11 protein-coding genes and 2 tRNA genes are annotated in these 12,922 nt (G+C 70.7%); 6 read left to right on the top strand and 7 right to left on the bottom strand.

Translation table 11 applies throughout. From position 1 onward, the window contains the following. Window positions 1–11: 11 nt before the first annotated feature. The gene (locus ACSDG8_RS24695) at window positions 12–803 is read left to right on the top strand and encodes an aminoglycoside N(3)-acetyltransferase (protein WP_116507838.1); all 792 of its coding nucleotides are present in this window, start codon (window positions 12–14) and stop codon (window positions 801–803) included. A gap of 51 nt (window positions 804–854) precedes the next feature. Here ACSDG8_RS24695 and ACSDG8_RS24690 read toward each other — a convergent pair whose 3' ends face one another. The 3 genes from ACSDG8_RS24690 to ACSDG8_RS24680 are packed head-to-tail and all read right to left on the bottom strand — an operon-like array spanning window position 855 to window position 3,291. Beyond that, window positions 855–1,922 (bottom strand): hypothetical protein, encoded by a 1,068-nt coding sequence (locus ACSDG8_RS24690; RefSeq protein ID WP_210893511.1) that lies wholly within the window; start codon window positions 1,920–1,922, stop codon window positions 855–857. Then, the gene (locus ACSDG8_RS24685) at window positions 1,889–2,953 is read right to left on the bottom strand and encodes a S1 family peptidase (RefSeq protein ID WP_116507842.1); all 1,065 of its coding nucleotides are present in this window, start codon (window positions 2,951–2,953) and stop codon (window positions 1,889–1,891) included. Before ACSDG8_RS24685 ends, ACSDG8_RS24690 begins: the two co-directional genes overlap by 34 nt. Next, window positions 2,950–3,291, bottom strand: a complete 342-nt coding sequence (locus ACSDG8_RS24680) for a CU044_2847 family protein (RefSeq protein WP_152037854.1) — start codon at window positions 3,289–3,291, stop codon at window positions 2,950–2,952. Before ACSDG8_RS24680 ends, ACSDG8_RS24685 begins: the two co-directional genes overlap by 4 nt. A 1,369-nt stretch (window positions 3,292–4,660) precedes the next feature. On the opposite strand from ACSDG8_RS24680, the gene ACSDG8_RS24675 reads away from it, so the two are divergent. The 3 genes from ACSDG8_RS24675 to ACSDG8_RS24665 all read left to right on the top strand — a co-directional run bounded on the left by ACSDG8_RS24675 (window position 4,661) and on the right by ACSDG8_RS24665 (window position 6,954). Beyond that, window positions 4,661–4,939 (top strand): hypothetical protein, encoded by a 279-nt coding sequence (locus tag ACSDG8_RS24675; RefSeq protein WP_116507848.1) that lies wholly within the window; start codon window positions 4,661–4,663, stop codon window positions 4,937–4,939. A 288-nt stretch (window positions 4,940–5,227) separates the two neighbouring features. After that, window positions 5,228–6,121 (top strand): NAD(P)H-binding protein, encoded by an 894-nt coding sequence (locus tag ACSDG8_RS24670; protein WP_116507850.1) that lies wholly within the window; start codon window positions 5,228–5,230, stop codon window positions 6,119–6,121. Continuing rightward, window positions 6,118–6,954, top strand: coding sequence for an NAD(P)H-binding protein (locus tag ACSDG8_RS24665; RefSeq protein WP_116507852.1), 837 nt, complete (start codon window positions 6,118–6,120; stop codon window positions 6,952–6,954). The genes ACSDG8_RS24670 and ACSDG8_RS24665 overlap by 4 nt, the downstream gene beginning before the upstream one ends. Before the next feature lie 49 nt (window positions 6,955–7,003). On the opposite strand, the gene ACSDG8_RS24660 is transcribed toward ACSDG8_RS24665, so the two are convergent. The 4 genes from ACSDG8_RS24660 to ACSDG8_RS24645 all read right to left on the bottom strand — a co-directional run bounded on the left by ACSDG8_RS24660 (window position 7,004) and on the right by ACSDG8_RS24645 (window position 10,815). Beyond that, window positions 7,004–7,080: transfer RNA gene (locus ACSDG8_RS24660), tRNA-Ile, on the bottom strand. Window positions 7,081–7,204: 124 nt separating this feature from the next. After that, window positions 7,205–8,440, bottom strand: a complete 1,236-nt coding sequence (locus tag ACSDG8_RS24655) for an FAD-dependent oxidoreductase (protein WP_116507854.1) — start codon at window positions 8,438–8,440, stop codon at window positions 7,205–7,207. Beyond that, complete coding sequence (locus ACSDG8_RS24650; RefSeq protein ID WP_439427265.1) at window positions 8,433–10,568, bottom strand: MMPL family transporter; 2,136 nt, start codon at window positions 10,566–10,568, stop codon at window positions 8,433–8,435. The genes ACSDG8_RS24655 and ACSDG8_RS24650 overlap by 8 nt, the downstream gene beginning before the upstream one ends. A 174-nt stretch (window positions 10,569–10,742) precedes the next feature. Next, window positions 10,743–10,815: transfer RNA gene (locus tag ACSDG8_RS24645), tRNA-Asn, on the bottom strand. A gap of 268 nt (window positions 10,816–11,083) precedes the next feature. Here ACSDG8_RS24645 and ACSDG8_RS24640 point away from each other — a divergent pair. Together ACSDG8_RS24640 and ACSDG8_RS24635 are read left to right on the top strand one after the other, a co-directional pair. Next, a complete protein-coding gene (locus ACSDG8_RS24640) occupies window positions 11,084–11,479 on the top strand; it encodes a hypothetical protein (RefSeq protein ID WP_210893504.1) in 396 nt (131 codons plus the stop codon). Window positions 11,480–11,575: 96 nt separating this feature from the next. After that, window positions 11,576–12,760, top strand: coding sequence for an ROK family transcriptional regulator (locus ACSDG8_RS24635; RefSeq protein WP_210893502.1), 1,185 nt, complete (start codon window positions 11,576–11,578; stop codon window positions 12,758–12,760). The last annotated feature ends 162 nt before the right edge of the window (window positions 12,761–12,922 follow it).

The following is a 12,922-nucleotide window of genomic DNA, read 5'->3' as shown; positions in this document are numbered from 1 at the left end:
CACTGCGCCGCGTGGACCAGGCCGCACCGCACACAGTCACCTCGATCGCGTACGACCTGCGCGCGCTCGGCGTCACCTCCGGTGACGTCCTGCTGCTGCACTCGTCGTACCGAAGCCTTGGCTTCGTCGCCGGGGGCACCCACGCGGTGGTGCTGGCGCTGCTGGAGGCGCTCGGTCCGGAGGGCACCCTCGTCGTCCCGACGCAAACGCGCGAGAACACGGATCCGGCCGGGTGGCGGCATCCGCCCGTACCGGAGGCGTGGTGGCCCGTCATCCGCGAGCAGACGCCCGGCTTCGACCCGGCGCGCACGCCGAGCCGGTGGATGGGCGCCGTCGCCGAGACGGTACGCACCTGGCCGGGCGCCCGCCGCAGCGATCATCCGCAGGTGTCCTTCGCCGCGCTCGGCGCGCACGCCGCCGACGTCGTGGACGGACACCGCCTCGACGACGCGCTGGGCGAGCACTCACCGCTGGGCGCGGTCTACCGGCTCGACGGCAAGGTGCTGCTGCTCGGCTGCGAACACAGCTCCAACACCTCGCTGCACCTGGCGGAATGGCGGCAGGCGTCGCCGCCGCGGGCGGTGACGGGCTCGGCGGTACGGCTGCCGGACGGGACGAGCCGGTGGACCGCGTGGACCGATGTCGTCACCGACGAGGACGACTTCGACCGGCTGGGCGCCGACTTCGAGGCCACCGGCGGTGCGGCGGTCGGCCGCATCGGAAGCGCGACCGCCCGCCTGATGTCCCAACGCGCGCTGGTCGATTTCGCGACCGCCTGGATGGCCGCGAACCGCACGGGCTGACCGCCGGCTCCGTCCGCCGCCCGGCATCACACGACGGACGGAGCGCTCGACTCACGAGTGGCGTTGTTCGTTCTCCTCCCCCGGGGGACGCTGCCGGATCGGCTCGGTCGTGTGACCTTCGGACGGCGGTGGCATCAGGAGAGCGGTCGGGTCCGCACCCGACGGGACAGCGGGTCCGCTCAACGCCGCGTTCCCGTCGGGATAGGCGGCGCCGCTGTGCTCTCGCAAGTGCTCGCGAAGCTGGGAGATCATGGCGTCCACCGACGACGGCTCGGTCACACCCTGGATGACCATCGCCTCGTTGGGCGCGATCCCCAGCCAGAGGTCGACAGCCAGCCGGCCGGAGACGAGCAGTTTGATGATCTGGCGCTGTGTGTAGTGCCCGAACTGTGCACCCATGTTCGGCCCGTTGCCGATGGCTCCTGTGAAGACCCCACCGCTGTTGCCGTCGGAGCCGGGTTTCCACTGCTCGTTGAACACGCTCACCCGGTCCGCGGACGTCTCCATCCCGTCCACGTTGCCGAGCGCGTACTCCTTCGTGGAGTCGCGGATCGTGGCCCCGGTGGCGATGTCGAGCACGCACTCGTACACCGGCAGGCGCCAGTTCGACATGTAGACGATCATGATTTTGTACGCGGAGTAGCGGAGTTTGCCGTCCCGCCCCCTGTTCCAGTGGAACGGAAGAACCGAGAACAGCTCGGGAATTCCGTAGAAGACGAGATAGGGCCGCCTGCCCTGAGCAAGCTCAGTGGGGTGGATGTTCAGCCGCCGGTAGCCCATCTGCGCGATAGCTTCCTCGGCCCCGTACAGCCAGGCGTCCATCTCCTGATCGGTCGCCCGGGGATAGGCGCGCCTGCGCGCCTCCGCGTAGTTCAGGAGCCCGACGAGCCCCAGGACGACGAGCACGGCGCCGCCGACCCCGCAGAGGAACCCCAGGCAGATCGCCGCGTCACCGACGGCGAACATCACCAGGGCCATCAGCAGGAGTCCGCCACCGAATGCCAGCTTGACGTACTGGGCTACCGGTGTGGACGGCTCGGGCGCGAAGTACTTGCCGGCTCGCTCTGCGCGTTGTTCAGGATGCATCAGATTCCCTGGTTTCGGCTGAGCCCCTGCCACGTCGGGCACTCGACAGCAGGAACGTGGTTGATGATTTCGCGGGCGCGATCACTGCCGACGCCCCACAGCGCCGCCTGGAGGTCGCGAAGCCTGAAGCGGTCGGTCGGAATGCCACGGATTTCGTAGTAGTCTTCGATGATCAGCGCCCAGAGGGCTCGCAAATGGTTGCTCGTGTCGCCGGGCTCGATCTGAATGCCGATCTGCAGCAGATTCTCCATCGCCCGGATCACCTCGTACCGGTATCCGCCGGGGCGCCGGCCGCCGAGAGCGGCAAGCACCCGGTAGTAGTAGACATCGACCTCGCGTGGATACATGTTCACGAGGGTGTTGAAGCGCTCCAGGGCACGTGCGTACGCCCCGTTGTTGAGAGCAGCGATCGCCTCGACGAATTCCGGGTCGACGCGGATCTGCTCCGGGAGCAGATCCGCCAACGGCGGCCAGGCCTCGGCCAGCGTGGCAAGCGGGATGATCCACGAGATCCGCAGCCTCTTGTCCATGTCGGCGGTCGAAATCATGCCGACGACGCGGCCGGACGTGACGTCGACAATGGGGCCGCCGCTGTATCCGCGCTGGATCTGGCCGTCGAATCCGGGCAGACCGTTCACCTGAATGAGCTTCCCGGTCTCATCAGACCCGATCACCTGGACCCGGGTCCGCTGACCGCGGTCGTCCGCCGACGAATACTGTTCCGGAAAGCCGAGCGCGTCGAGCGGCGTCTCCGGCCGCGGCGGCTCACTGGGCCCGAGCGGCGCCGCGGGCCAGCTCTCCGGAACGTCGACGACTGCCACGTCGGTCCCGTCGTACCGGCCCGGGCTCCAGCCCGGAACCGCGTAGCGCGCGGAACAGACCTGGCCCGAGCCCCAACCCCCCGGCGCCTCCGCCCAACACCGGACTCGACCCTCGACCACGTGAGCGCATGTGAGGGCCACGCCCGGCGCCACGACGAATGCGGTTCCCAGCACCTCCGACGGAGCACCACCATTCGTCGTGGCCCGGATCCGCAGCCGCCAGGGTTCAGAGAAGGTGATCATTTCGGGGCGGAGTCTTCCCGTCGCCAGACCAGTTCGACACCGAAGTTTCCTTCGTACGCGGTCTTCGCGATGACGGCGTTCATCTCAGCCGTCATCTTCACGGCAAAGGTGAGCTTGACCTCGCTCGGCCCCAGGTCCTCGCGAAACACACGCATGGCCTCCATGGCCGCCGAGCGGACGCTCCGAAGTGACTCGTCGAAGGATCTCGGCTCGGTGCGGGCACTGCGGCCCACCGGCCCGATGCCGGCGTTTTCGCCATGGATCTCCAGCTCCTGGCCCTCGACCTCAACGAGAACCGGATCCGCTCCATGCACCGCAAATTGCCTGGTAACTGGCACAGCACTCCTTCAGCTGGAAGGAAAAGAGGGCATCGCGACAATGCAGACGACGCGCCAATGCGTCGGGGATCGACCGGCAGCACACCCGCAACTTGCGAGGATCTTTCAACCGGCTTGGAAATGATCCTGGCGTTCGTGCGCTGATGCCAGGATCAGACATTCGGCCGGTTCGATTGTCAGCAACACGACTACTGGTCTCTACTTAGGACTTCGGGTTGAGGATCGGATATGCACCGGCACAGGACTGGTGACCGGATGGGCGATCCGGACGCCTATTCATCCACCTTTTCCCGACGAGAGGGCACCGATCGGCTGACACCGGCTGAGCGGCGCTGATCCACCCGCGGCCGAGGGGCTCAGGGGATCACGTTCGGCGGCATCGAAGGCACCCCGCCTTCGGGTACGGTGACGCTTCACGAGTCGCGCCCTTACCGTCGAAAGCCTCGCCGTTCAGGAGGTGACGCGCGTGCGTAGGACCAGCCGCATGTTGTGCTGGCCGCTCAGCGTCTGCCTGATGGCGGCGCCGGCAGCCTGTACGTCCTCAAGCGGTTCCAGCCAGGATGAGGCCAGACCAGCCGCACCAACTGCGTCTCTGGGCACTGACCCCAGTGCGTCCCCGTCGACTGACGTGAGCGCCGGACAGGAGTCGTGCACTGTATCCATCGATGCGATCAAGGAGCCGCCGGCGGGTTATCGGCTCGTGGGAGAGGACGTTGCAGTACCTGCACGGCCGGTGCTTCAAGCAGAGGAATCGGGGGAACCGGACCCGGCAGCCCGGCTGTTCGCCAAGTGGGGGCTGGTCGTACGCGGCGGCGCAGTGGTTGATCTTCGGGTGGCAGCCGGCTGGGAGGACAAGGCGCGTCTCGGATGGGGCTCGTCAGTGGTGCCAGCCGTGAGCGCCCATGTGCGTGCCTGCGCACCTGTCGATGACCGACCTGAGTGGCTGGCCTTCGTCGGCGGCACGTGGGTTGCGCGACCAACCTGCCTACCGCTCACCATTCAGTCGCGGGGGCAGACGGCACAAGTACGGCTGGGTATCGGTGTCCCTTGCGACGGAACCGACCCGCCGAGTTCCTGGTAAGGCTCGCCAGGAACCTCCGCCGTGAGGCGGATTCTCGACAAGGCCGAGGAAACGACTGGTGGGGCGGGCGAGAGCTAGAACCCGCGAACGACCCGGTCGGGTGCGGTTCTAGCAGCGAAGCGCGCCTCGTCTCCCTCGATGACCAGAATGAACCACGGCACCTCGCGCCCGTCCCATGCCGCACCACCGACCAGCCCGTCCGCAACCTCAAAGCCAGCCGGCCCCGCAAGGTGGACCACGGCATGAGGCGGTCAACGCAGAAGACGACCCCCGTGAGAGCCTGTCGCGATGTCGCGTGCCCGCCTGGCGCTGACCGCCGGGGTTCTCCTGCTCATCGCCTCGTGCCTGCTGCCGTGCCTGCCGTTCCTGGATCTGTCCGGGATCTCGATGCCCTACCAGGACCCCACCCCCGAGATGCTGGAGAAGCAAGCCGCCGACATCACCGCAGCCGAACACAGACTCGCCGTCCACACAGCCATCGCCGGTGCACTCGCCGTAATCGGCCTGGCAGCCTTCATCTACGCCTGGAAGCACAGACGGACCCGCAAGGCCGACCACGGAATCTGACCAAACGTCAAGCATGTGCTGGGACGGATTCGTCAAGCATGTGGTGGGACTAGACAGACGCGGTCGAGCCTGTGTCCTCCGCCGGGTTTCGCGGAGCACACCGCGTGGGGCTCGCACCTCCGGAACATCGGCGCGACCGGACTGCGGCAGCCCGGGCTTCGTACACATGTACGATGTGCGGCTTTCGGAATTTCGACCTAGCCTGCGTGGTGACCGCCGCCGCGCCATTGGCCGTGGAATCGCGGCGGCGGTCTATTGCCCCACTCCAGGTATTCGAGAAGGAGCAACGTGACAATCCTAGTAACCGGAGCGACCGGCAACGTGGGTCGCCAGGTGGTGGCCGGGCTCGTCCGGGCCGGACGAACGGTGCGGGCGATGACCCGCCAGCCGCAAACGCACCGGCTGCCGGACAGGGCTGAGGTGGTCCAGGGAGACTTCGAACGTCCCGGGACCTGGCGAGCGGTGCTGGACGGAGTGCAGTCGGTATACCTGTTCCCGTTCGCGTACGCCGCGACCGACCATGGGTTCGTTGATGAGGCGTTGAAGGCCGGCGTCACCCGGTTCGTCGTGCACTCCGCGGCGGCGGCCGGGTTCACACCCGGAACCGGTGGCGACGGCGCGCTCGGGCGGCACCTGACCGATGAGCGGGTGGCGCACCGCGGGCTGGAAGTGCTGGTGGAGGCCTCGGGTGCCGAGTGGACCCATGTGCGGCCGGGGTTGTTGGCCGCCAATGCGCTGCGGTGGGCCGACCGGATCCGAACCGAGCGGGTGGTGCGGGAACCGTACGCGTCGGCCGGCTATCCGGTGGTCCATGAGGCCGACGTGGCCGACGTGGCGGTCGCGGCGTTGCTGACCGACGACCATGTCGGTGCCGCGTACACCGTCACCGGCCCGGTGAAGGTCTCGCAGGCGGAGCAGGTCACCGCGATCGGTGCCGCCATCGGCGTGCAGGTGCGGTTCGAGGAGCTCGATCCGGCCGAGGCGCGCACGCAGTGGCTGCGCGACGGCTTCGATGAGGAGACCGCCGACTGGATGATCGCGCTGCTCGCCGACGCGGTTGACGGAACAGGTGCGTTGCCGCCGACGGACACCTATCTGCGGGTGACGGGGCGGCCACCGCGCACGTTCGCCCAGTGGGCCAACGATCACGCCACCGACTTCCGGCCCGAGGCGACGCGATGACGATTCTGGTCACGGGTGCCACCGGCATGGTGGGCCGACACGTCGTCGCCGAACTGGTGAAGACCGGGCATCGGGTCCGCGCACTCACGCGGACGCCGTCGGCGGCGAGCCTTCCGGACGGGGTAGAGGTCGTCGGCGGCGACCTGACGGATCCGCCGTCGCTGGAGCCGTCGCTGAACGGCGTCGAGAAAATGTATCTGTTCCCTGTCGGACGGACAGCGCGTGAGTTAGTTACCGTCGCGAAGCGGGCCGGCGTGCGGCGCATCGTCGTGCTGTCCGGGGCGCTGGCCGACACCGACGACAGCGAGGACGGATACCTGGCGGTCGAACGTGCCGTCGAGGACTCTGGTCTGGAGTGGACGCACGTCCGGCCCGGGGAGTTTGCCGCGAACTGGCTGGACTGGGCCCCGTCCATCAAGGAAGGTCGGGTGGTTCGCCGCCCGTACGGGGCTGCGGTCACCCAACCCACCCACGAGGCGGACGTCGCCGCGGTCGCCGCGACAGTTCTCATCGAGGACGGGCACGCCGGCCGGACCTACACCCTCGCCGGCCCCGAGGCGCTCACCACCGTGGCGCAGGTGCACGCGATCGGCACGGCGATCGGTGCCACGGTGCGGTTCGAGGAGCTCGATCCGGCCGCGGCCCGGGCCGAGTGGATCGGCAACGGCTATCCAGAGAAGTTTGTCGACTGGATCTTCACCATGTGGGCGGAGTCCGCGCGTGACCCTGCCCCGACGAACCAGGAGTGGGCAGGCATCGTCCCGCGCCTGACCGGCCGACCCGCACGGACATTCGCGCAATGGGCCACCGACCACGCGGCCGAATTCCTTTAACCGCGGTTCGCCTGGGTCGCCAGCAGCATGGCTGAGCTGGGAAAACGGCTGGTGGGGCGGGCGGGGTTCGAACCCGCGACCGAGGGATTATGAGTCCCCTGCTCTAACCGGCTGAGCTACCGCCCCGTCACCGCGCCGGATCGTAACCCGCCGATCGTTTCGCGGACCACCACCTGCCGGGCGGAAAGACTACCGCGACAGCACGATGGGCTACGCGAGGATAACAACGCGCAACCCACCGGCCAACGGCTCACGCGCGCCGGAGATCGGCGAGGACGGCGCCGGCTGTACGCCAGCCGCTGGCGAGCGCGCCCTGGATGGACGGGCTGTCCCGGTGGTCCCCGGCCACGTACAGGCCGTCGCCCAGCGCGACCGGCTTGCGCAGGCGGCCCTGCGGCGGCGGGGCGGCGGGCAGCGCGTCCGGCACGGTGACGGTGGTGAGGTGGGTCCAGTCGGCGGTGGAGCGGCCGTAGAGGCGGTCCAGCTCGCGGCGGATCACCGGTTCGGGCGGGGTCTGCGGGCCGACCACCGAGGTGGCGACCAGGTGCTGGCCGTCGGGGGCGTACGTGGGTGCGGCCCGGCTCACCACCACCGTGTTGGCGATCGTTGCCCGCCGGTCGCCGTCGAGCAGCAGGATCGGCTCGTCCAGTGGCGCCGTGCCGGTGCGGTGGTAGTAGGTGGTGTAGGCGTGCATGCGTACCCGTGGCAGCCCGGGCAGCAGCGTGGCCGCCGCCGGTGGGTCGGCCGCGACCACGACGGCGCGGCAGGTGATCTCGCCGGACGGGGTGCGGACGCGGCCGGGCGCGACCTCGGTGACCGGGGTGTTCAGGTCGATCAGCTCGGCGGGCAGCGGCGCGGCGAGCGCCCGGGGCAGCGCCGCCATGCCGTCCGCGGGCAGGCCGATCCGGCCCCGGGCGAAGGAGCGCATGATGACCGCGAGGACGTGGCTGGAGGTGGCCAGCTCGCGGTCGAGCAGCACGCCGGACAGGAACGGCCGGAGGAGTTCCTCGATGATCGCGTCGGAGAGCCCGGCGCGGCGCAGCGCCTTCTCGGCTGTGGTCTCGGGTGTGTGGAGCAGCCGCCCGACCGGCAGCGTCGCGTAGCCGGCCGCGAGCGCGCCGAAGCGCAGCCGGTCGGTCAGTGATCCGATGCCGGCGGTGAGCGTGGCGGGCGCGCCGGCGGGTTCGCGCAGCGGGTTGACGAGTCGTTCCAGCCGGTCGCCGCGGCGCACCAGCACGCCGGGCGTGAACCAGCCCATCCCGAGAGCGCCGACGTCGACCAGGCCGGCGAGCCGCGGGTACGCGGTGTTCAGCACCTGGAAGCCGCGGTCCAGCAGGAACCCGTCGACCCGGTCGGTGGCGACCCGCCCGCCGAGCCGGTCGGCGGCCTCCAGCAGCCGCCACGGCACGCCGGCCCGGTGCAGCCGCCGCGCGGCGGCGAGCCCGGCCAGGCCGCCGCCGACGATCACGACGTCCGTGTCAGGCACGGTCCACCCCCGCGCCGGCCCGGTCGCCCTCGCGGTGCGACCGCGACAACCGGCCCGGCCACCAGACCTTCGGGCCGATGTCGTACGCGAGCGCGGGCACCAGCAGCGAGCGGACCACTATGGTGTCGAGCAGGACGCCGACGGCGACGGCCACGCCCAGCTCGACGAGCACCACGAGCGGCAGCACGGCGAGCGCGGAGAACGTGGCGGCGAGCACGATGCCGGCGGAGGTGATCACGCCGCCGGTGACGGCCAGGCCGACGAGCACACCGGCGCGGGTGCCGCGGCGTACCGACTCCTCCCGGACCCGGCTCATCAGGAAGATGTTGTAGTCGATGCCGAGCGCCACCAGGAAGACGAACGCGAACAGCGGGAACGACTGGTCGACGCCGGGGAAGTCGAACACGTACCGGAACAGCAGCGCGCACAGGCCGAGCGTGGCCAGGAACGACAGCACCACTGTGGCGATCAGCAGCACCGGGGCGACCAGGGCGCGCAGCAGCACGGCCAGGATGATCGCGATGACCAGCAGCACCACCGGGATGATCACGTTGCGGTCGCGGACCGAGGCGTCGGCGGTGTCCACGTTGATCGCGGTGAAGCCGCCGACCACGGCGTCCGCGCCGGGCACCCGGTGCACCGCCTCGCGCAGGTCGCGGATGGCCTGTTCGGCGCCGTTGCTGTCCGGCGCGTCGGCGAGCGTGACGTTGAGCTGCACCCGCCCGTCGACCACCTTCGGCGGAGCGGCCGGGTCGGGCGGCGCGTTCTCGCCGCGCTGGCCGAGCGGCGCGACCGCGGCCACCCCGGGGACGCCCTGCGCCACCTGGGCGACCTGCCGCGCGGTGCCCTGGCTGGTGAAGATGGTGGCGGGGCTGCCGGTGCCGGCCGGAAAGTGCCTGTCGATGACCTCCTGCCCGGCCACCGAGTCGGTGCGCTGGGTGAACAGCTGGGACTGGCCGAGCGTGGTGGCGCCGAGCTGGGTCACCCCGATCGCGAGCACGGCAAGCGCGACAGCGGTGACGATCCAGACGGTACGCGAGCGGCGCGCCACGAAGCCGGCGATCCGCGCCCAGATGCCGTGCTCGGCGCGCGGGTCGGCCTCGTCGTGCCGGGGCCGCCGGGGCCAGAACGCCCACCTGCCGCCGAGGACCAGCAGCGCGGGCAGGAACGTGAGCATCACCAGCAGCGTGGCGGCGATGCCGACGGCGCTCACCGGGCCGAGCGCCCGGTTGGAGTTGAGGCTGGACAGCAGCAGGCAGAGCAGGCTGACGATGACTGTGGCGCCGGAGGCGACGATGGCCGGCGCGGCGCCCTTCCAGGCGGTCCTCATCGCGTCCCAGGGCCGCTCGTGCCGGTGCAGCTCCTCCCGGTAGCGGGCGATGAGCAGCAGCGCGTAGTCGGTGCCGGCGCCGAACACGAGCACTGTGAGGATGCCCTGCGCCTGCCCGTTGAGCTTGACGATGTCGTGGTCGGCGAGCAGGTAGACGAAGACGGCCGCCAGCGAGTACGACATCCCGGCGGCCAGCAGCGGGAAGATCCACAGCACCGGGCTGCGGTAGACGACGAGGAGGATGACCAGGACCACGGTGAGGGTGACGAGCAGCAGCGGCCCGTCGATCGCGCCGAACACCTCGATCAGGTCGCCGAGCAGCCCGGCCGGTCCGGCCACGTCGACGGTGAGCCCGTCGCGGTCCGGGCCGGCGATGTCGCGCAGGCGTTCCACCACCGCGCGGATCTGTTCGCCTTCGCCGCTGTCGATCGGGACGATCACCTGGGCGGCCTGCCGGTCCTGGCTGACGATCGGTGGCGGCAGCGGGCCGACCACGCCGGGCACGTCGGCGAAGCGGGCGGCGTCGGCCTGGATCCGTTGCTGGTCGGCCGGGGTGAGGCCGCCGGCGCGTTCGTAGACCACGAGCGCCGGCGTGGTCTCCCGGTCGACGAATCCGGCGGCCAGGTCCTGGGCGCGGGTGGCCTCGGCGTCGGCCGGCAGGAAGGAGGCGTTGTCGTTTGTGGAGACCTCGCCGAGCTTGCCCGAGTACGGCCCGGCGACGCCGCCGATGATCAGCCAGCCGAGCACCACCGCCACGGCGACGAGCGTCGCGGTCGCGCGGCTGCGTCCTGCGGCCATCTCCACCGTCCTCGAATCGACGCATCAATCGACGCAGCGGGAGTCTAAGTCGACGCCGACCATCCTGCCGGGCGAAGCATGCCTCGCGGGCGGAAACCGGGCAGCCGGGACACGTGAAGGGGCGGAACGGCGAACGCCCGCCGGCGGGGCCGACGGGCGTGACGAGGAACGAAGCTCCCCCGATTGGACTCGAACCAATAACCTGCCGGTTAACAGCCGGCTGCTCTGCCAATTGAGCTACAGGGGACCGTGCACCGCTCGGACCGGATCTTTCCGCTCCGTGCGACGGGGACAAGAGTACAGGACATCCGGGGGTGGTGCGCCAGGGGGTTACCGGACGGGACCGGACCGGCGGACGCGCCAGAATTACGGACAAATCGTCATCTCGGCACAGGGAGGCATGAGCGGAGAGCAGGATGGGTAGTTAGCCGTCGACAGAGAACGCAGGCGCGAGATGGTCGTTCCGCCGAGCCGGCGGAAATCGGCAAAGAGCGTCAGGTACGGAAGGAGCCGCCATGCGCGGAAAGATCATGTTTCTTGGCGGGCTGGCTGCGGGATTCGTCCTGGGCGCCCGTGCCGGCCGGGAGAAGTACGAAGAGCTGGTGGTCCGTGGGCGCAAGGTCCTCGACCACCCGACCGTCCAGGAGGCGGCCGGGGTCGCGCAGGCCCAGGCGACCCGGCTCTACTCCGAGAGCAAGGACAAGCTGGGGCAGACCAAGCTGGGTGAGAAGCTCGCCACCGGCAACGGCGGCAAGCCGGGCATGACCGAGGCCGACAAGCCGTTCGCGGGCACGCCGGCAGCCGTCGGCAGCCGTAGCGCCAACGGCACGGGCTCGACCAGCTCGACCAGTGCGTCCGGCTCGAGCACGACCGGCACGAGCACCAAGCCGTCCACCGGCAACACGCTCTGACGCAAGCGGACAGCGGGCCGGTCACCTTCGGGTGACCGGCCCGCTCCCGTGTGCGCGGGCACCGATGTGGCACATTCTCGGTGGGGAGGTGACCACATGCCGATGGTCGGACCGGAGACGGCGGATCAGGCGCGGCTGCTGCGCCTGCTGCGCGACGACGGCCCACGATCCCGGGTCGAGCTGACCGACCTCCTCGGCCTGCCCCGGGCCCGGTTCGCCGCCGAGGTGGACCGGTTGACCGCGCAGGGCCTGGTGGAGAGCGCCGGCCCGGCCGCCTCGCGGGGCGGGCGACGGTCGTCGCTGCTGCGCATCGGCGCGCAGGTCCGGTTCGGCGCGGTACTCGTCGGCGGCGGCACGCTGCGGGTCGCGCTCACCGACGGCGAGCTGAACCCGCTGGCCCGGCACGACGAGCCGGTGGACGTCCGGCTCGGCCCGGACGTGGTGGTCGCCCGCATGGTCGAGTTGCTCAGCAAGCTGCGGGCCGAGGCGGGGCTGACGTCGCTGACCGGCGTCGGTGTCGCGCTGCCCGCGCCGGTCGAGGTCCGCGACGGCACGCCCGTGTCCCCGCCGGCCCTGCCCGGCTGGCACCGCTTCCCGGTACGCGACACGCTCGCCGCCGAACTGGGCTGCCCGGTGCAGGTCGACAACGACGCCAACGCGATGGCCCTCGGCGAACGACATGCCGGCACCGGCCGCCCGTTCGACGACTTCCTCGCCGTCAAGCTGGGCGACGCGGTCGGCTGCGGGCTGGTGCTCGCCGGTTCGCTCTACCGGGGCGCGGCCAGTGGGGCCGGCGACATCGGCCACTTCCAGCTCAGCGAGGACGGGCCGCTCTGCGGCTGCGGCCACAACGGGTGCGTCGAGGCGTACTGCGGGGATGCCGCGCTGGTGCGGGAGGCGGTGACGGCCGCGCGGGCCGGGCGCTCGACGGTGCTCGCGGACCGGCTGGCCGAGGCCGGGACGCTGTCGGCGGCCGACGTGGCGGGGGCGGCCACCGAGGGCGACCCGGCGGCGCAGACCATCGTCCGCGACGCCGCCCGCCGCCTCGGGCAGGTGCTGGTCGGCCTGGTCAGCTTCGTCAACCCGGCCATCGTCATCATCGGGGGCGCGCCGGCCGGGATCGGGCCGGTCCTGCTCGCTGAGATCCGGGGCGTGGTCTACCGGCGCTCCACGCCGCTGGCCACCGGCAGCCTGCCGATCGTCCTGTCCGACCTCGGCGACACCGCCGGCCTGGTCGGGGCGGCGCACCTGGTCAGCGACCAGGCCTACGCCGCCCGCTGACCCCCACCGCGCCCGCCCCACCCCGCCCCCGCCCCACCCCGTCGATCTTGCACTTGCGGCCCGCGTGATGCCGCTTATTCCCGTTTTGACGGGGCCGCAACTGCAAGATCGCGGGCGCGGAGGGCGGGGCGGGCGCGGAGGGCGGGGGCGGGGGCGGGGGGA

This window comes from Micromonospora sp. LA-10 (assembly GCF_051853095.1).
Classification (GTDB): Bacteria; Actinomycetota; Actinomycetes; order Mycobacteriales; family Micromonosporaceae; genus Micromonospora; species Micromonospora echinospora_A.
This window is presented reverse-complemented; position numbering and strand designations above follow the sequence as displayed.

Excerpts from the sequence above, each read along its gene's own strand:
- ACSDG8_RS24685 (WP_116507842.1), bottom strand. The coding sequence starts at position 2,953 with ATGATCACCTTCTCTGAACCCTGGCGGCTGCGGATCCGGGCCACGACG.
- ACSDG8_RS24675 (WP_116507848.1), top strand. The coding sequence starts at position 4,661 with ATGTCGCGTGCCCGCCTGGCGCTGACCGCCGGGGTTCTCCTGCTCATC.
- ACSDG8_RS24665 (WP_116507852.1), top strand. The coding sequence starts at position 6,118 with ATGACGATTCTGGTCACGGGTGCCACCGGCATGGTGGGCCGACACGTC.
- ACSDG8_RS24650 (WP_439427265.1), bottom strand. The coding sequence starts at position 10,568 with ATGGCCGCAGGACGCAGCCGCGCGACCGCGACGCTCGTCGCCGTGGCG.
- ACSDG8_RS24640 (WP_210893504.1), top strand. The coding sequence starts at position 11,084 with ATGCGCGGAAAGATCATGTTTCTTGGCGGGCTGGCTGCGGGATTCGTC.
- ACSDG8_RS24635 (WP_210893502.1), top strand. The coding sequence starts at position 11,576 with ATGCCGATGGTCGGACCGGAGACGGCGGATCAGGCGCGGCTGCTGCGC.